Origin of the sequence: Lysinibacillus sp. Y5S-8 (genome assembly GCF_036894365.1) — a bacterium.
Lineage (GTDB): Bacteria > Bacillota > Bacilli > Bacillales_A > Planococcaceae > Lysinibacillus > Lysinibacillus fusiformis_D.
On sequence record NZ_CP145889.1, the window covers coordinates 1,002,267 to 1,022,212 of the forward strand.

General features: G+C 39.7%; 16 protein-coding genes and 1 other annotated feature (1 of these 17 only partly in view). Of the genes, 15 read left to right on the top strand and 1 reads right to left on the bottom strand.

Annotation, left to right across the window (positions count from 1 at the left end; translation table 11 throughout):
• Window positions 1–57: a binding site (T-box leader), on the top strand; it begins 167 nt to the left of the window's first position.
• Window positions 58–168: 111 nt separating this feature from the next.
• Complete coding sequence (ileS, locus tag V6670_RS04695; protein ID WP_338652879.1) at window positions 169–2,937, top strand: isoleucine--tRNA ligase; 2,769 nt, start codon at window positions 169–171, stop codon at window positions 2,935–2,937.
• Window positions 2,938–3,041: 104 nt separating this feature from the next.
• On the opposite strand, the gene V6670_RS04700 is transcribed toward ileS, so the two are convergent.
• Window positions 3,042–4,238 (bottom strand): AraC family transcriptional regulator, encoded by a 1,197-nt coding sequence (locus V6670_RS04700; protein WP_338652881.1) that lies wholly within the window; start codon window positions 4,236–4,238, stop codon window positions 3,042–3,044.
• 203 nt (window positions 4,239–4,441) lie between these two features.
• On the opposite strand from V6670_RS04700, the gene V6670_RS04705 reads away from it, so the two are divergent.
• From V6670_RS04705 to pyrE, 14 genes are all read left to right on the top strand, one after another.
• On the top strand, window positions 4,442–4,777 hold the full coding sequence (locus V6670_RS04705; protein ID WP_036125161.1) for a hypothetical protein: 336 nt from the start codon (window positions 4,442–4,444) through the stop codon (window positions 4,775–4,777).
• Between the two features lie 24 nt (window positions 4,778–4,801).
• Window positions 4,802–6,370, top strand: coding sequence for a cation acetate symporter (locus V6670_RS04710; RefSeq protein ID WP_036125158.1), 1,569 nt, complete (start codon window positions 4,802–4,804; stop codon window positions 6,368–6,370).
• Between the two features lie 167 nt (window positions 6,371–6,537).
• Window positions 6,538–7,017 (top strand): signal peptidase II, encoded by a 480-nt coding sequence (lspA, locus tag V6670_RS04715; protein ID WP_036125155.1) that lies wholly within the window; start codon window positions 6,538–6,540, stop codon window positions 7,015–7,017.
• Window positions 7,014–7,925, top strand: coding sequence for an RluA family pseudouridine synthase (locus V6670_RS04720; protein WP_338652884.1), 912 nt, complete (start codon window positions 7,014–7,016; stop codon window positions 7,923–7,925). Before lspA ends, V6670_RS04720 begins: the two co-directional genes overlap by 4 nt.
• Window positions 7,926–8,166: 241 nt before the next feature.
• Window positions 8,167–8,712, top strand: coding sequence for a bifunctional pyr operon transcriptional regulator/uracil phosphoribosyltransferase PyrR (pyrR, locus tag V6670_RS04725; RefSeq protein ID WP_089931954.1), 546 nt, complete (start codon window positions 8,167–8,169; stop codon window positions 8,710–8,712).
• A gap of 17 nt (window positions 8,713–8,729) precedes the next feature.
• Window positions 8,730–10,040: a solute carrier family 23 protein gene (locus V6670_RS04730; protein WP_338652886.1), complete on the top strand. Its 1,311-nt coding sequence runs from the start codon at window positions 8,730–8,732 to the stop codon at window positions 10,038–10,040.
• A 194-nt stretch (window positions 10,041–10,234) separates the two neighbouring features.
• Window positions 10,235–11,113, top strand: coding sequence for an aspartate carbamoyltransferase catalytic subunit (locus V6670_RS04735; RefSeq protein WP_338654484.1), 879 nt, complete (start codon window positions 10,235–10,237; stop codon window positions 11,111–11,113).
• Window position 11,114: 1 nt separating this feature from the next.
• Window positions 11,115–12,392 carry a dihydroorotase gene (locus tag V6670_RS04740; RefSeq protein ID WP_141903419.1) on the top strand — a complete coding sequence of 426 codons (1,278 nt, stop codon included), beginning with the start codon at window positions 11,115–11,117 and terminating at the stop codon, window positions 12,390–12,392.
• Window positions 12,392–13,492, top strand: a complete 1,101-nt coding sequence (gene carA, locus V6670_RS04745) for a glutamine-hydrolyzing carbamoyl-phosphate synthase small subunit (protein ID WP_141903420.1) — start codon at window positions 12,392–12,394, stop codon at window positions 13,490–13,492. The genes V6670_RS04740 and carA overlap by 1 nt, the downstream gene beginning before the upstream one ends.
• The gene (gene carB / locus V6670_RS04750) at window positions 13,485–16,682 is read left to right on the top strand and encodes a carbamoyl-phosphate synthase large subunit (protein WP_141903421.1); all 3,198 of its coding nucleotides are present in this window, start codon (window positions 13,485–13,487) and stop codon (window positions 16,680–16,682) included. The genes carA and carB overlap by 8 nt, the downstream gene beginning before the upstream one ends.
• Window position 16,683: 1 nt before the next feature.
• A complete protein-coding gene (locus V6670_RS04755; protein WP_101966394.1) occupies window positions 16,684–17,457 on the top strand; it encodes a dihydroorotate dehydrogenase electron transfer subunit in 774 nt (257 codons plus the stop codon).
• Window positions 17,454–18,365, top strand: coding sequence for a dihydroorotate dehydrogenase (locus V6670_RS04760; protein ID WP_338652891.1), 912 nt, complete (start codon window positions 17,454–17,456; stop codon window positions 18,363–18,365). Before V6670_RS04755 ends, V6670_RS04760 begins: the two co-directional genes overlap by 4 nt.
• Window positions 18,365–19,069: an orotidine-5'-phosphate decarboxylase gene (pyrF, locus tag V6670_RS04765; RefSeq protein WP_338652892.1), complete on the top strand. Its 705-nt coding sequence runs from the start codon at window positions 18,365–18,367 to the stop codon at window positions 19,067–19,069. Before V6670_RS04760 ends, pyrF begins: the two co-directional genes overlap by 1 nt.
• A gap of 3 nt (window positions 19,070–19,072) precedes the next feature.
• Window positions 19,073–19,702: an orotate phosphoribosyltransferase gene (gene pyrE / locus V6670_RS04770; RefSeq protein ID WP_338654486.1), complete on the top strand. Its 630-nt coding sequence runs from the start codon at window positions 19,073–19,075 to the stop codon at window positions 19,700–19,702.
• Window positions 19,703–19,946: the final 244 nt, after the last annotated feature.

Sequence of the window (19,946 nt, forward strand, 5' to 3'; positions counted from 1 at the left end):
AATATTTTTGTGCTACAAGTAGGGTGGTACCGCGAGTAGAAGCTTCTCGTCCCTTAGTGGGATTGAGGGCTTTTTTTATTTGTTCGCGAATTGTTTGAGTTGCGTTTGCCAATAACTGTCCTAGAAGTAATTGTCTATATGCTTGGGTAAAATAAAGGAGGAATTTTAATGGTTGAATACAAAGATACGTTATTAATGCCAAAAACAGATTTCCCAATGCGTGGGAATCTACCGGCGAATGAGCCAAAAACGCAAGAAAAATGGAATGACATGGATATTAACAAATTACAGATGGAACGTACTGCCGATCGTCCAGAATATGTTCTACATGATGGTCCTCCCTATGCAAATGGTGATATCCACATCGGCCATGCCTTAAATAAAGTATTGAAGGATATGATTACACGTCATCGTTCAATGACTGGCTACCATGTGAATTATATTCCAGGCTGGGATACGCACGGTCTACCAATTGAACAAGCACTGACAAACAAAGGTGTAAAGCGTAAAGAAATGTCAGTAGCAGCATTCCGCCAACTTTGTGAAGAGTATGCATATGAGCAAATTGATAATCAACGTGCCCAATTCCGTCGTCTAGGCATTCGTGGTGATTGGGAAAACCCTTATATTACATTAAAGCCTGAATTTGAAGCACGTCAAATTGAAGTGTTCGGTAAAATGGCTGAAAAGGGTTACATTTATAAAGGCTTAAAACCAGTTTATTGGTCACCATCTTCTGAATCTGCTTTAGCAGAAGCTGAAATTGAATATAAGGACATCAAATCACCATCAATCTATGTTAGCTTTGCTATTAAAGATGCGAAAGGTATTGTACCAGCAGATGCTAAATTTATTATTTGGACAACAACACCTTGGACATTACCAGCAAACCTAGGCATTTCTTTAAATCCTGAATTTATGTATGTTGTAGTTGCTGTAGCTAATAAAAAATTCATCATTGCCAAAGAATTATTAACATCAGTAGCGAATGCCCTTGGATGGGAAGACTATGAGGTTGTTCAAGAAGTAAAAGGGGAAGCACTTGATCGTCTTGTAGCGCAGCATCCATTTTATGATCGTGAATCTCTTATTATGGTAGGAGAACACGTAACTGCTGAAGCGGGTACAGGTTGTGTTCATACAGCTCCCGGACACGGGGAAGACGATTATCATATTGGTAAACAATATGGTTTAGGCATTCTTAGCCCTCTTGATAATAGCGGCTGTTATACAGATGAAGCACCTGGCTTTGAAGGCGTGTTTTATAATGATGCCAACAAACTTGTAACAGAAAAACTAAAAGAAGTAGATGCATTAGAAAAACTTGACTTCTTTACGCACTCTTATCCACATGACTGGCGTACGAAAAAACCTGTTATTTATCGTGCGACACCACAATGGTTTGCCTCTGTTGAAGCATTCCGTGGTGAGTTGTTAGAAGCTGTAAAAGCTACAGCATTTACACCAGCTTGGGGAGAAACTCGTCTTTATAATATGATTCGTGATCGTGGAGACTGGGTTATTTCACGTCAACGTGCTTGGGGTGTGCCGATTCCAATTTTCTACGCAGAAAACGGAGAGCCAATTATTACACCTGAAACAATTAGCCATATCTCAGCATTATTCCGTGAGCATGGATCGAATATTTGGTTCCAAAAAACAACAAAAGAATTATTACCAGAGGGCTTTACACATCCAGGTAGCCCGAACGGCGAATTCACAAAAGAAAATGATATTATGGACGTCTGGTTCGATTCAGGTTCATCCCACCAAGGTGTACTTGTAGAGCGCGGCATGAAATATCCAGCTGATTTATACTTAGAAGGCTCTGACCAGCATCGTGGTTGGTTTAACTCATCTCTTATTACATCTGTTGCTATTAATGGCTATGCACCATATAAAGGACTATTAACACATGGTTTTGTTCTTGATGGCGAAGGACGTAAAATGAGTAAATCATTAGGAAATGTGATCATTCCACAAAAAGTAATGGATCAGTATGGAGCAGATATTCTTCGTCTATGGGTTGCTTCTGTTGACTATACAGCGGATGTACGAATTTCGATGGATATGTTAAAGCAAGTATCAGAGGTGTACCGTAAAATTCGTAATACATTCCGCTTCTTACACGGCAATATCGCTGATTTCGATCCAAAGAAAGATCGTGTTGCCTATGCAGAGCTTCGTGAGATGGATCAATATGTCTATATGCGTTTACAGGATGTCTTACAAACTGTTCGTGCAGCATATGATCGTTATGATTTCGCTGCTGTTTATCACATCGTCAATAATTTTGTCGCAGTCGAGTTATCTTCATTCTATTTAGATATTGCAAAAGATATTGTCTATATCGAAGGTCACGACAATAAAGATCGTCGAGCGATGCAAACAGTTATTTACGATACATTAATGACATTGGTTAAAATCATGACACCAATCATCCCTCATACAACAGATGAAATGTGGTCTTATCTACATGCCCAAGGTATTGTAGAGGAAGTTTCTGTTCAATTAACGGACTTCCCAGAGGTAGATGTACAAGAGAATTTTGAAAGCCTACGTACAAAATGGGAAAATATTATTGATGTACGTGACGATATCTTAAAAGCATTAGAGGAAGCTCGTAATGCTAAAACAATAGGTAAATCACTAGAAGCAAAAGTAACAGTATATGCCAAAGAGGATGTTGTAGCTTTATTGAATGATGTGAACATTGACTTTGCACAGCTTTCAATCGTTTCTGCTTTTGAAGTAGCTACTATTGATGAGGCGCCTGCTGAAGCTTTAGCACTTGAGCATGTATCCATTGTAGTTGAGAAGGCAACAGGGGAGAAATGTGAGCGTTGCTGGTCAATTTCTGAAACAGTTGGTGCAAATGAGGCACATCCTACAGTTTGTGCGCGCTGTGCAGAAGTTGTAGAAAAATATTACGTTTAACGGAAATGAATAATAAGAATCTGCATTTCTATTGTAGATCATACGCAAGTCTCCTTGATGGGGGCTTGCTTTTTTTCATGGAGGTTTTGCAGATTCTTGTTAGATTATTTAAATAAAATTTCTGTCGTATTGCGATAGTCGGTTGGAGAGATTCCTACATATTTTTTAAAGGTTAAACTATAGTAATTAGGTGTATTAAAGCCACAGGTGGAGGAGATCTTTTCTACGGTATAGTCGTACTTCCGTAGAAAGGGTAAGCTCTTGATGAGGCGTGTAAAGGCGACATAGTCAACGAAATTGCGACCAGTCTCTTTTTTAAATAGCCTGCTAAAATGTGTGGGACTAAAGCTTATATATTTTGCAACATCACGAACGGTCAATTGCTCATCATAATGTTCTTCAATATAATGAATGGCCTTTTGAAGCTGCACATGCTTTGTTAAATCTTCATAATATCTGATATGAATATTATCTATAGGTGGTTTTCTACGTGCTTTTCGTGCTTGACTATAGGACTCCTTTACGTGCATTGCGTCCTGAAACACTCCTCCAACCCCCATGAAAAGATGGATACAATAGTCCTTTTTAAGTGTCTCGATGACCTCCAATAGACATAATTCGCCTGCTGTCCAATGTTTAAAAGAGTTATACTCAGTCGGAATTCTCATGAGAAGTAATAAGTAGCGTTCGAAATGTAAAAAAGATAAGGGTGCTTTATTGGCAAAATGCTGACGAAAAACATTTGTAATGTTACTGCTTGCGTCATGAGGAATAGCATCACTATCGATATAGCCCTGAATTAAGAACACAATATTAGGAATACAATTTGTTGATAAAAATGATGCAGATTGAATGATTTCTTGTTCATTATCAATTTCGCCACGTATAAGACGTTTCAAAAATGCTTCTCTGAACGGAGAGGTATGATGCTGGGACACTTGTTGTGATAGCTCAAGCATTGTGAGTGTACTTGCTTTCTTGTCCTGATAGGATGTGTACAGTTTTTTTACGATTCGTAAAAATTTTGATTTCTGTAATGGTTTTATGAGAAGTGCAGGTAAAACTAATTCAATTGCTATACCAGTCGAGTAGGTGAGGTGTTCTGTAACAATTGGGACAATTATACTATTAGGATAATTTCTTTTTAATCGATTAATCTTCACCCAATCAAATAACCGATTGACCTCATAGACAATAATGACTTCATCTTCTCGCTTTGGCACTTTACACTCCTCCAAAGCATTTGGTAAAACCTCTTTTAACCATTCACTCATTTGCTGTTTATCAAATGAGCTTTCCATATACCATACCACCTTTAAAATGCTACCAGCCTCCTACGAATGAAAAGATAAAAATATTTTAACTTAAAATAGCAATTATTTGTACTAATACAGCAAAATTTTATATCTATATTGTGGTTGAAATAGAATAAAATAATTGTAGTGAATAATAGTTTGAAATTTCAGATAATTATTCGATGATATGACAAAGGGGGAGTTAGCTTATGGCGGAAGTAGGCAGTCATGATTATGACTACGTGGAGGCAGGAACAATTGATGTGAAAGATCTACCGCCTCTAGATGCAACAACAAATAAAATTATGAAGGATGAATTTACAACAGGTTTAGGCTTAACGGTATTTTACTTTATTTTGATTTTTAGTATTCCTGTTATGAATTGGTTTGCTCCAGCATTTGCATTTAAGAAAATATGGGGCGGTATGACAGTCACATGGTTTGTGACAACGATTGTCATGATGGCTATGGCTTTTATTATTGCGTATGTGCATACGGCCATGTATGAGAAGCGTTTAAAAAAATACGATATAGCAAATAAGTAGGTGAGACAAAGGGGGAAGTGTTGAATGATGGAAGCTCTTTTAGAACCAAAGATGTTAATGACCGTTGCGTTAATGGGAACGATTGTCTACATTACGTATTTAACAAAGAGAAATGCAACAGCTTCGGATTTCTTTGTAGGTGGCCGAAGCTTTGGATGGTTTACAAATGGTTCTGCCATTGGCGGGGATTATTTAAGTGCAGCAACATTTCTTGGAATAGCTGGTTTAACATTTCAACTAGGTTATGATGGTGCTTATTATGCTTTTTGTTTCTCTATTGGATTAACATTATTAGCTATTTTCGTAGCGGGCCCTTTAAGAAGATTTGGTGCATTTACGGTTGCTGATTTTTTAGGTTATCGTTTTCATAGTAGCAGGGCTCGACTCGTAGCGGTTGCAGTCGTTTTAGCCATCTCAGGCTTTTATGCGGCTCCTCAATTATTAGGTGCTGCTCAAATATTAAGTATGTTTTTTGGTACTTCCTATGAATTTGGCATTATCTTTACATGTGTTGTCATGGTTTTTTATGTAGGGATAGGTGGAATGAAAGGTACGACAATCAACCAAGCTTTGGAGCTGTGGATTCGTCTTGGCGCATTTATTGTGATGTTAATTGCTGCAGTTTATGGTGGTTTGCATTACGATAAAATTTTAGCTGCCATCCATTCATTCAGTGGCCCTATTACAGGAACTTCTCCGTATGCCTTAGATGGTAATGATGTGAATTTTGATGGTGCCGCTTGGACAGGCACAGGCTTTTATTTCCCAACATTTTGGCAAACTATTAGTATGACCATTGGTTTAGCCTTAGGGACAATTGGGCTTCCCCATATATTATTACGCTTTTATACAAACCCAAGTGCTAAAGCAGCACGTAAATCTGCGCTTATGGCTATTGGTATTGCTAGTACGTTTTTCTTATTAGCTGTTTATTTAGGTGTTGTAGGCCGATCTATTTTCATTTCGGGAACAGCTAGTGAGGAGGTAATGCGCGATTTAGTATTAGGTGGGAATAACATGGTCATTCCGACGACAGCCCTTGCGCTAGGTGGTAAATGGTTACTTGGTTTAGTAATTGCAGGTGCATTTGCAGCTATTTTCTCTAATCTTTCAGGGCTATTTATTACAAGCTCTGGCGCATTAGCCCATGATTTATATGCCAATATTATGAAAAAGGATATAACACAAAAACAACGTGTTGTTGCTGGTAAAGTGGCCATTGTATTATTAGGGATTTTATATGGAGCACTTGGTTTACTTGTCAAGGATGCATCCATTGGTCATTTAGTGGCGCTCGCCTTTACGGTTGCAGCCAGTACATTCACGCCAATCTTTATTCTCGGTATTTGGTGGAGGGGCATGACAGAGAAGGGTGCCATTGCAGGATTGCTCATTGGTCTTGGCGTGTCAATGTGGATGATCTTTTTACCAGGAACATTACCAAGTTTCTTGCAGTTTAAAATACCAGGTATTGTGACAGTACCGGTTGGCTTCTTATCTGTTATTATCGTGTCACTACTAGATCGTAAAGTTCCGGCTGATGTCAATGATTTCATGAAGCGAGTGCATTCGAAAGAATCTGAAACCGTTTAACTCAATAAGTCAGAGCTATTTCTATTGCTTAAAAAGTGAATAGAAATAGCTTTTTTATATTCTTGAAGGAGATTGGGCATCCGCCATATTTTGATGTGATATTAGTTATTGTGATGGGTGCTGTTATGGTAGAATAGGTAAGATGTTGAGTGAACGGAGGAATGACTGTGTATAAATATTATGGATTGGCTGCTTTTGTCGTTTTATTAGATCAATGGACAAAATGGCTAATTGTGAAAAATATGGAGTATGCTGAACGCATTGCTGTGTGGGACCCATGGTTTGGCATTTTATCTCATCGTAATAGAGGTGCAGCATGGGGGATGCTAGAAGGGCAAATGTGGTTGTTTAGTATCGTGACAGTTGCTGTCATTTGTGCCATTCTCTACTTTTATCATAAAGAGGCAAAAGGAAAGCCCGTTTTTCAAGTGGGTTTAATGCTATTACTTGGTGGCGCATTAGGAAACTTTATTGATCGTCTTTTTAGAGGAGAAGTGGTCGATTTTGTTGATGTTTTAATTCCAATTATTAATTATGACTTCCCTATTTTTAATGTGGCAGATGCTGCATTAACTATAGCTGTCGTTGTACTTATGATTGGTTTGATTATGGAAGATAAAAAAGAAAAGAAACAGGTGAAACAATGACGCAAGTAACATATACAATCGAAGAACAGCAGCAAGGAGAGCGCATTGATAAAGCACTTTCAAGCTTACAATCAGAGTGGTCACGTACACAAATTGGGAACTGGGTTAATGATGGGATTATCAAAGTGAATGGCGATGCTGTAAAAGCAAAATATAAAGTAAAAGCTGGTGATATCATCATGATTGATGTACCAGAAGTAGAAATTCTAGATGTAATAGCCGAAAAATTAGATTTGGATATTGTTTATGAGGATGCAGATGTCCTTGTTGTCAATAAACCAAAGGGGATGGTCGTTCATCCAGCACCAGGCCATATGTCAGGTACATTGGTAAATGGTTTAATGTATCAATGTAAGGATTTATCAGGTATTAATGGTGTGATGCGACCTGGTATTGTCCATCGTATTGATAAAGATACATCAGGTCTATTAATGGTGGCTAAAAATGATACAGCCCATGAATCGTTAGTGAATCAGTTAGTGAATAAAACGGTGACACGTAAATATATTGCTCTTGTACATGGACATATTGCTCATGATAAGGGGACAATTGATGCACCGATTGGTCGCGATCAAAAGGATCGTCAAAAACAGGCAGTCGTTGATAACGGTAAACATGCGGTGACACACTTCCAAGTTGTGGAGCGTTTTGGTGATTATACACTAGTAGAATGTCGTTTAGAAACGGGACGTACACACCAAATTCGTGTGCATATGAATTATATCGGCTTCCCACTAGTGGGAGATCCAAAATATGGTCCGAAAAAGACAATAGACTTTGGTGGACAAGTTTTACATGCTGCAACTTTAGGATTTGATCATCCTTCTTCTGGTGAATATTTGGAGTTTGAAACACCACTTCCAGTTGATTATGAGCAATTATTAAGTGATTTACGAAATAGGCATTGACGAATAAGAAAAGAAAGTCTATACTAACCACAGTGAATGAACAAACATAACTAAATATTCACCTTTAATAGCAGTCCAGAGAGGCTGAGAAGGGACATGTGATAGTGTTGCAAAAATTTGTGCTGCAAATTTTTCGACATGCTTTTTTCGACACGTATACAACCCCTCTCAGGCTATTCGCCTCGAGAGGTTTTTTTATGTACACATGGCCGACACTAGAGTAGAGAGAGGAGGAACGGATATGGCACAAAATGAATTATTAGATGGCCCATCAATGACACGGGCACTAACACGTATTGCCCATGAAATTATTGAACGCAACAAAGGAATCGATGAATGTATTTTAGTTGGCATTAAAACAAGAGGTGCTTTTCTAGCCAAACGTTTGGCACAACGAATTGAAAAAATTGAAGGTAAACCTATTCGTACAGGGGAAATTGATATTACGCTATACAGAGACGATTTAACAACCAAACATGAAAACGAACAAGCACATGTAGAACAAGTTGATATTGAGTATGTCGTGAAAAATCAAAAAATCATTTTAGTAGACGATGTACTTTATACAGGACGAACAGTACGTGCAGCACTGGATGCTGTAATGGATTTGGGGAGACCTGCTCAAATTCAACTAGCCGTGCTAGTGGATAGAGGGCATCGAGAGTTGCCAATTAGAGCAGACTATGTAGGGAAGAATGTTCCGACTTCTGGCTCTGAGCGCATCATTGTCAACTTACAAGAAGTAGATGGAGAAGATTGCGTCATTATTTATAAAGAAGACGAATAATAAAGTGAGGAAACAATATGTCAAATGCAGTTTTAGATATTAAGGATAAACCAACTCCACTTCAGCTTGTGACATTAAGTTTCCAGCATATGTTTGCGATGTTTGGATCAACAATTTTAGTGCCACAGTTAGTAGGACTTAGTCCAGCGATTGCTCTTTTAACAAGCGGGATTGCAACATTATTCTTCCTATTAATTACGAAATTTCAAGTACCAGCCTATCTAGGGTCGTCCTTCGCCTTTATAGCACCAATCATACTTGCGGCAGGCGGTTTAAATGATGATGGCTCGAGTGTCCACCCAGGCAATGCCATGATCGGTGCGATGGCTGTCGGGATTACGTATGGAGTTGTATCCTTAATCATTTGGAAAAGTGGTTATAAGTGGATTATGAAAATTTTGCCGCCAATCGTGGTAGGTCCAGTTATTATGGTAATTGGACTTGGACTATCTGGTACAGCTGTGAATATGGCCATGAACGTCAATGGAGAGTATAGCTTTTTACACTTCTCAGCTGCTTTAGTTACGGTCTTTACAGCTATCATCTTTACGATTTTCTTTAAAGGAATTTTAAGCACTATGCCAATATTGATGGGCTTAATCGTAGGGTATATTTACTCCATGATCGTAGACATCGTAGATTATACACCGATTGCCCAAGCAAAATTCTTCGCAATGCCTGATTTCTTAATACCAGGTGTGCATTATGAGTTTGAAATAACAACAAAAATTCTACTTATCATGGTACCAATCGTGATTGTAACAATTTCGGAACATATTGGTCACCAGCTAGTATTAGGAAAAGTAGTAGATCGAGATTATATTAAAGAGCCAGGGTTGCACCGTTCCCTATTAGGAGACGGACTTGGAACATTTGTCAGTGCTATAATCGGGGGTCCTCCGAAAACAACTTACGGTGAAAATATTGGTGTACTAGCCATTACTCGAGTGTACAGTATCTACGTTATTGCAGGTGCAGCAGTGGTTGCCATCTTACTATCATTCTTCGGGAAAGCAATGGCAGTGATTGCAACGATTCCAACCGCAGTACTTGGTGGAGTGTCTATCTTACTCTTCGGAATTATCGCAGCCAGTGGCTTACGTATGCTAGTAGATAATCATATTGATTTTGGTAATACCCGTAACCTAGTTATTGCCTCAGTAATATTAGTCATTGGTATTGGCGGTGCCAAGTTTGTTATCTCTGAATCATTAAGTGTTGAAGGAATGGCACTAGCCGCGATTATCGGTGTGCTATTGAATGCGATTCTACCAGGTAAAAAAGAAGCAGATATACCCGTACAATACAATCAAAATAAAGATTCATAGTAGTACCTTTTAATGAATTGTCCAGAGAGGCAAAAAAAGGGAAGTTGTGGACAGGCTGAAGTAGGATGTATGTCTTGCTGTAGTTTGTCACGCCTCCTTATGCCTCGTTGATGACATCAACGGGGCTTTTACTTTATATACAGAGAACGTCATACATAGACGTTCACGATTCACAACCTAATGGAGGTCACATGATGAAGAACTTATTATCGATGGAACATTTAACAACAGAAGAGATTAACCAAATCCTAGATCTTGCGCAAGCATTTGAAAATGGTGAAACATCATCGTTATCTCGCCCATACAAGGTGGCCAATCTATTCTTTGAACCAAGTACTCGTACAAAAACAAGCTTTGAAATGGCAGAATATAAAATTGGCTGTCATGTTATCCCTTTCGATGCAGGGTTTTCGAGTGTTACGAAAGGGGAAACGATGTACGATACTGTCAAAACGTTAGAAATGATTGGTTTAGATGCTGTCATCATTCGAGCTTCAGAAGATGAGTATTACAATGAGCTGCTGGCTGGTATTAATGTAGCGATTATTAATGCAGGGGATGGTGCTGGGCAACATCCTTCACAATCCTTATTGGATCTTTATACCATCAAAAAAGAGTTTGGCTGTTTCGAAGGGTTGAATGTCACAATTGCAGGAGATATCTCTCATAGTCGAGTAGCCAAATCAAATGCAACAGCATTACAAAATTTAGGGGCAAATGTTCATTTCCTTTGCCCAGAAGAATGGTCTGGCGGTTTTGAAGCGCATCATTCATGGGATAATCTGATCGAAATAAGTGATGTCATTATGTTACTACGTGTGCAACATGAACGTCATAAAGTAAATAAAAGCTTCTCAAAGGAAGGTTACCATCAAGAGTTTGGTTTAACAATTGAACGAGAAAAGCAAATGAAAGAATCGGCCATTATTATGCATCCAGCACCCGTAAATCGTGATGTCGAAATTGCTTCTGAGTTAGTAGAGTGTGATCGCTCTCGAATTTTTGAACAGGTGCGGAACGGTGTTTACACACGGATGGCTATTATGGAAACCATTTTAAAGGGGAGAGAATAACATGACAAAGGTACTTCAAAATGTACAAATGCTAGATGAACAAGGTGAATTGAAGACAGTCAATATTGCAATGGCAGACGGAAAGATTACGGCTATTGGTCAGGGTGTGACTGTAGCAGGTGCAGAACTGATTGAAGGACATGGTTTAATCGTGGCACCAGGCTTTATCGATGTTCATACACATTTACGGGAGCCAGGATTTGAGCATAAAGAAACCATTGCTACAGGCTCTGCCTCAGCAGCAAAGGGTGGCTTTACGACAATTTGTGCGATGCCTAATACAAAGCCAGTACCTGATTCGGTTGACAACATGCAGCTCATCAATGGGCTCATTAAGGACAGCGCTGTTATTCGAGTACTCCCATATGGTTCCCTAACAAAGGATATATCGGGCGAGGTTCGAACAAATATTGAAGAATTAAAAGCACATGGAGCCGTAGCGTTCTCAGATGATGGTGTAGGCATTCAGCTAGCCTCAACGATGTATGAGCAAATGAAAGATGCGGCACAGCACGATATGGTTGTTGTAGCACATTGTGAGGACAACTCATTAATCTATGATGGTGTGATGCATGAAGGAAAGCGTAATAAAGAGCTTGGCCTTCCAGGGATACCTTCCATTTGTGAATCAGTACAAATTGCACGAGATGTGCTACTAGCAGAAGCGGCAGGGGCCCGCTATCATGTTTGTCACGTTTCTACGAAGGAATCGGTGCGTGCAGTAAGAGATGCGAAGGCAGCAGGTATTCGTGTCACAGCAGAAGTTTGTCCACATCATTTATTACTAGAAGAGATGGATATACCATCTGACGATGCAAATTGGAAAATGAATCCACCATTACGCGCAGCTGATGATAAAGATTCTCTACATGCAGCACTACTTGATGGCACAATCGACTGCATCGCAACAGATCATGCACCACATACAGTAGAAGAAAAATGCTGCGGTATGGTTGGCGCACCATTTGGTATCGTCGGTTTCGAAACAGCTTTCCCCTTGCTCTATACACAATTTGTTGAAACAGGAAAATGGACTTTAAAGCAATTAATTGATTGGATGACAGTGAGAGCAGCTGAGATTTTTGATCTGCCATATGGCACATTAGCAGTAGGCGCTTCAGCTGATATGATTTTAATTGATATTCAAAAAGAACAAACAATTGATGCAGATGGCTTTGTATCAAAAGGTCGCAATACACCATTCAACGGCTGGGTGGCAAAGGGTTGGCCAGTACTAACGATTTTTGAAGGCAATATCGTATATCAGGAGGCAGAGTAATGAAAAAACGTTTACTAGTTTTAGAAGATGGCACAGTATTTACAGGTATAGCATTTGGTAGCGAGCGCGCTTCACAAGGTGAGGTTGTATTTACAACAGGGATGACAGGTTATCAGGAAACGATTTCAGATCCTTCATTCTATGGACAAATTGTCACATTAACTTACCCTTTAGTTGGTAATTACGGCATTAACCGTGATGATTTTGAATCGATTACGCCAGCCATTCGTGGATTCGTTGTGCGTGAATTGGCTAAAAAACCTTCGAACTTCCGCTGTGATTTAACATTAGATGACTATTTGACAGCAAAGGATATCCCAGGAATTGAAGGCATTGATACGCGAAAATTAACACGTATCATACGCAGTAAAGGATCGGTTAAAGCGATTTTGACGGCTGCTGATGAAGAAGTAAATGTGGATGAAATTGTAGCACAATTACAAGCGACACCAGCCATTACACACCATGTCCGTGAAGTATCTCCAAAAGCTGCTTATCCATCTCCTGGTCGTGGTAAACGAGTTGTCTTAATTGATTATGGTATGAAGCACGGAATCCTACGCGAATTAAACAAACGTGATTGTGATGTGTTGGTAGTACCTTATAACACACCAGCTGAGGAAATTTTAGCTTGGCATCCAGATGGTATCATGCTATCCAATGGACCAGGGAATCCTGAAGATGTTCAGGAAGGTATTGATACGGTACGTAACTTAATCGGAAAAGTGCCAATGTTCGGTATTTGTTTAGGACACCAAATCTTTTCATTAGCTAGTGGAGCGAAAGCCTTCAAACTACCGTTTGGACACCGTGGTGGTAACCACCCAGTCAAAGACTTGCGCACAGGACGTACAGATTTAACATCTCAGAACCATGGCTATGCTATCGACATCGATTCATTAAAAGAAACGGATTTAGAATTAACACATATCGCATTAAATGATGGAACATGTGAAGGTGTGCGTCATAAGAAATATCCGATTTTCACAGTGCAATATCACCCAGAAGCATCACCAGGACCAGAGGATTCAAACCACTTATTTGATGAATTCATCGAAATGATGGAAGTAGAAGCAGGGAAGGGGAAACAACATGCCTAAACGTACAGATATTGAAACTATTTTAGTAATTGGCTCAGGCCCAATCGTTATCGGACAAGCAGCAGAATTTGACTATGCAGGTACACAAGCTTGTCTTTCATTAAAAGAAGAAGGCTACCGTGTTATTTTAATCAACTCAAACCCTGCCACAATCATGACAGATACAGAAATTGCGGACAAAGTATATATCGAGCCAATTTCTCTTGATTTTGTCTCTCGTATTTTACGTAAAGAGCGCCCAGATGCGATTTTACCAACACTTGGCGGTCAAACAGGTTTAAATATGGCGATTGAGTTAGACAAATCAGGTATTTTAGACGAGCTTGGTATTGAAATTCTTGGTACAAAACTAGATGCTATCCATAAAGCAGAAGATCGTGATTTATTCCGTAATTTAATGTATGAGCTAGGTGCTCCAGTTCCTGAGTCTGATATTATTCATAACTTAGATGAAGCGAAAAGATTTGTTGCGAAAATTGGATACCCTGTAATTGTTCGACCAGCCTTTACACTTGGCGGTACAGGGGGCGGTATTTGCTACAACGATCAAGACTTAGAAGAGATTGTGACATCGGGTTTAAAATATTCACCCGTAACACAATGTTTATTAGAAAAATCAATTGCTGGCTATAAAGAGATTGAATATGAAGTAATGCGTGATGCGGCTAACAATGCCATTGTTGTATGTAACATGGAAAACGTTGACCCAGTAGGAATCCATACAGGTGACTCAATCGTTGTAGCACCAACGCAAACACTATCAGATCGTGAAAACCAAATGCTACGTAATATTTCGCTAGATATTATTCGTGCACTTAAAATAGAGGGTGGCTGCAACGTCCAGCTAGCACTTGATCCATATAGCTTTAATTACTATGTGATTGAAGTAAACCCACGCGTATCGCGTTCATCTGCACTAGCATCTAAAGCAACAGGTTATCCAATTGCTAAGCTAGCAGCTAAAATTGCAGTTGGTTTAACATTAGATGAAATTAAAAACCCTGTAACAGGATCAACATATGCTTGTTTTGAACCTGCACTTGATTATATCGTAGCTAAAATTCCTCGCTGGCCATTCGATAAATTCGAATCAGCTAAACGTAATCTTGGTACGCAAATGAAAGCTACTGGTGAAGTAATGGCATTAGGTCGCACATTTGAGGAAGCTATGTTAAAAGCGGTTCGTTCTCTTGAGACCGGACAAGTACATTTAGAGTTAAAGCATGCTGAGGAAAATTCAGATTCTTGGATTGAAAAGCGTATCCGCAAAGCTGGAGATGAGCGCCTATTCTTTATCGGTGAAGCTTTACGTCGAGGTGTAACAATTGAACAAATTCATGAATGGTCAGCGATTGATCTATTCTTCTTAAATAAGTTTAAAAATATCGTCGATATGGAACAAACACTTGCTGACAATAAAAATGATAAAGATGTCCTACGTACGGCAAAACGTTTAGGCTTTGCAGATAAGAAAGTTGCTGAGCTTTGGGAAACAACACCAGAAGCCATTTATGCTTATCGTAAAGAACATGGCATTATTCCAGTCTATAAAATGGTTGATACATGTGCAGCGGAATTTGAATCGGAAACACCATATTTCTATGGCACATATGAAGAAGAAAATGAATCTATTAAGTCAGAAAAACCTTCTGTTGTGGTACTTGGATCAGGACCAATCCGTATCGGCCAAGGGGTAGAATTCGATTATGCAACAGTACACTCAGTATGGGCGATTCAAGAAGCTGGCTATGAGGCAATCATTATCAACTCCAACCCAGAGACAGTATCAACAGACTTCTCTGTTTCTGATAAGCTCTACTTCGAGCCATTAACAATTGAGGATGTTATGCATATTATCGATTTAGAACAACCAATTGGTGTTGTTGTTCAATTCGGTGGTCAAACAGCCATTAACCTGGCCGATAAATTAGCAGCAAATGGTGTAAAAATCTTAGGTACATCTTTAGAAGATACTGACCGTGCAGAAAACCGCGATAAGTTCGAGCAGGCTTTACGTGAATTAAACATTCCGCAGCCGCTAGGGGAAACAGCCGTTTCTACAGAGGAAGCTCTTGCCATTAGTGAGCGTCTAGGCTTCCCAGTACTTGTTCGTCCATCGTATGTACTTGGTGGACGTGCAATGGAAATTGTCTACAATCAAGATGAATTACAGCACTATATGGAAAATGCAGTGGAGGCATCTCCAGATCATCCTGTTTTAGTAGACCGTTACTTAACAGGACAGGAAATCGAAGTAGATGCTATCTGTGACGGCGAAAATGTTCTAATTCCAGGGATTATGGAACATATTGAGCGTGCAGGGGTTCACTCTGGAGACTCAATCTCTGTCTATCCACCACAAAAATTAACACAGGCACAAAAGGATACATTAGTTGATTATACAACTCGTCTCGCGAAGGGCCTAGGCATCGTTGGCTTAATGAATATCCAATACGTAATTTCACAGGGCGAAGTATTTGTGATTGAGGTAAACCCACGTTCATCACGTACAGTACCATTCTTAAGTAAAATTACAAATATTCCAATGGCTAACATTGCAACGAAAGCAATCCTTGGAAAATCTATTGTAGAGCAGGGTTACCCAACAGGTTTAGCGCCTGAACAAAAGGGTGTATTTGTGAAAGTACCAGTGTTCTCATTCGCAAAATTACGTCGTGTAGACATTACATTAGGACCTGAAATGAAATCCACTGGTGAAGTAATGGGGAAAGATGCAACATTAGAAAAAGCCCTTTATAAAGGTTTAGTTGCAGCAGGTATGGAAATTCGTACAGAAGGTACAGTATTGTTTACTGTATCTGATAAAGATAAGGGAGAAGCGATTGCATTAGCAAAACGTTTCTCTACGGTAGGGTATCGCATTGTAGCTACTGAAGGTACAGCAAAAGTATTTGAAGAAGCAGGAGTACGTACAGATATTGTTGGCAAAATTGGTGCGAAAGGACAAACATTGATTGACCTTATCCAAAATGGTGAAGCTCAGCTTGTTGTCAACACATTAACTAAAGGGAAGCAGCCAGCTCGTGATGGCTTCCGAATCCGTCGTGAGTCTGTAGAAAATGGCGTACCTTGTCTAACATCTTTAGATACGGCAGAAGCAATGGTTCGTGTTATCGAATCCATGACATTTACAGCAGAACAAATGCCAAAAGCGGAGGTAGTGCACTAATATGATACGTCAAGAGAAAATGACGGTCGTCTCTCAAAAGCAAATTGCGACAAACATTTTCGAACTGACACTTCATGGTGAACTGGTTCAGGAGATGACTCCTGGCCAGTTTGTCCATGTAAAGGTGTCAGATTCATTGGAGCCGCTTTTACGTCGACCAATTAGTATTGCAAATATTGATAAAGAAAACAATGAGTTTACTATGATTTATCGTGCTGAAGGGCGTGGTACGAAAGTACTGGCGACGAATCGAGAAGGTCAACAAGTCAACGTGCTTGGTCCAATAGGTAATGGTTTCCCAGTAGATGCGGTACAAGAGGGAGGCACTGCACTATTAGTTGGCGGTGGAATTGGAGTACCACCTTTACATGAATTATCCAAACAATTGAATGCTCGTGGTGTGAAAACCATCCATGTCCTAGGCTTCCAAACAGAGGATGTCTGCTTTTATGAGGATGAATTTAGTGCACTTGGTGAAACACATTATGTGACTGTGGATGGCTCGAAAGGTACAAAAGGCTTTGTAACAACTGTATTAGAGTCAAGTGCCCCAAAGTTTGATGTATTTTATTCCTGTGGGCCATTACCGATGTTAAAAGCATTAGAGGGCTTTTATCCTGAAAAAGAGGGCTATTTATCATTTGAAGAACGTATGGGCTGTGGTATTGGAGCTTGCTTTGCATGTGTATGTAAAACAACTGATGAAGTTGAAAAAGACTATGTTAAAGTATGCTCTGATGGTCCAGTTTTCCCGAAAGGAACGGTGGCACTATGAGTCGTTTAACCATTCAAATACCAGGCTTAGCGTTAAAAAATCCAATTATGCCAGCTTCGGGTTGCTTTGGCTTCGGCCGTGAATATGCACAGCTTTATGATTTGTCAAAACTAGGTGCTATAATAATTAAGGCAACAACGGTCGAAACACGTGCCGGTAACCCAACGCCACGTGTTGCTGAAACAGCGGCGGGGATGTTAAATGCAATTGGTTTACAAAATCCAGGCATTGAAAAAGTGATGAATGAAGAATTGACATTTTTAGAGAGCTATGATGTGCCAATTATCGCTAATGTTGCTGGTACTGAAACGGCAGATTATGTGGAAGTAGCACGGCGTATTTCAGCAGCACCAAATGTCAAAGCGTTGGAACTGAATATTTCTTGCCCTAACGTGAAGTGTGGTGGCATCCAATTTGGGACAGACCCAGCCACAGCACGTCAGCTTGTTGAGGCTGTCAAGGCTGTATCTGAAGTGCCAGTCTATGTGAAGCTATCACCAAACGTGACAAATATTGTGGATATTGCTTTAGCTGTTGAAGCAGGTGGAGCAGATGGTATTACGATGATAAATACATTGGTAGGTATGCGTTTAGATGAGCGTACAGGAAAGCCTGTCATTGCTAATGGAACAGGTGGACTATCAGGTCCTGCTGTTAAACCTGTAGCAATCCGAATGGTTTATGAGGTGTACAAGGCTGTCAATATTCCGATAATTGGTATGGGTGGTGTAACAGAAGCGCAGGATGTCATTGATTTTATGTCTGCAGGTGCTTCAGCTGTAGCAGTAGGAACAGCAAACTTTGTTGACCACTTTGTCTGTCCAAACATCATTGAAGAATTACCAGCAAAGCTTGATGCATTAGGTGTAGAACATATAACAGAGATTATCGGAAGGAGCCATCGCTGATGAATACGAAACCAATATTAGCACTAGATTTTCCAGGAGAAAAAGAAGTGTTTGATTTTCTAAAACAGTTCAATGAGCCTCTTTTCGTGAAAATTGGTATGGAATTATATATGCAAGAAGGGCCTGACATTGTTCGAAAAGTAAAGGATTTAGGTCATGATATTTTCCTTGATTTAAAATTACATGATATCCCGAATACAGTAGGCTCGGCGATGAAGGGTCTAGCAAAACTAGGAGTAGATTTAGTCAATGTGCATGCTGCTGGGGGACGTCCTATGATGGAGGCAGCACTAGAAGGACTTGAAGCGGGTACACCTGCTGGCAAAGAACGTCCAGCATTAATAGCCGTTACACAATTAACATCAACAACAGAAGAACAAATGCAAGCAGAACAACAAATTGCTCTATCTTTGCAAGAGTCTGTCTTACATTATGCTAGTCTTACAAAACAAGCAGGTTTACAAGGTGTAGTTTGCTCTGTACATGAGGCGAAGGCAATTGCAGAAGTGTGTGGAGATGATTTTCTACGTGTAACACCTGGAATTCGTCTAGCAGGCGGTGCTGCACACGATCAAAAGCGTATCGCCACACCAGAGGGCGCAAAGCGTGACGGTTCATCACTCATCGTTGTTGGGCGTGCCGTAACTGGTGCACAGGATCCAGTAGCTGCATATAAAATCGTAAGTGAATTATGGGAGGCATAAATGATGATATTACAAAATGAAATTGCACACGCTATGTTAAAAGTAGGTGCTGTAGAATTAAATCCAACTGAATTATTTACATGGGCATCTGGTATTAAATCTCCTATTTACTGTGATACTCGTCTAACAATCTCAGACCCAGCTATTCGTAAACAATTAGCAAATGGCTTAGCAGCTGTTATCAAAGAGAATTTCGGTGCAACAGAAATCGTAGCAGGAACAGCTACAGCGGGTATCCCACACGCAGCATGGGTAAGTGATATTTTAGAATTACCGATGGTTTATGTACGATCAAAAGCGAAAGAACATGGTCGTGGTAATCAAATCGAAGGAAAATACGCAGCAGGTCAAAAAGTAGTTGTTGTGGAGGATATCGTTTCTACAGGTGGTTCTTCGATTACGGCAGTAGAAGCATTGCGTGCAGCTGGCTGTGAAGTATTAGGAGTAGTTTGTGTCTACACCTATAATCTTCCACGCGCTGAGCAAGCATTTGATGAGGCTGGCATTCAGTATATATCGTTAACAAACTTCGATTATTTAATTGAAGCAGCAAACGAATCAGGTGCTATTAAAGAAGAAGATATTCCATTTTTAAAAGAGTGGCACGGCAAGTTAAAAGCTGGAGAGCTATAATTGGAAACTGTCCCATAGGTCATCGTTAAATGATCTGTGGGACAGTTTTTTTCCTTTTAAATAGGAACGAGAGCGTTAAAATTGGATACTAAAGCTCTTAAAGTGGTGAATTCCGGTATCAAATCGTACAAGATTATTGTATTAACAGCTTTTTTTACTTCGAATAATATAGAGGGATCGAGACCTAATATGTGATATGAACCGAAAATTTTTGTAATGGAAGATATGTTAGCGATTTTTTCTA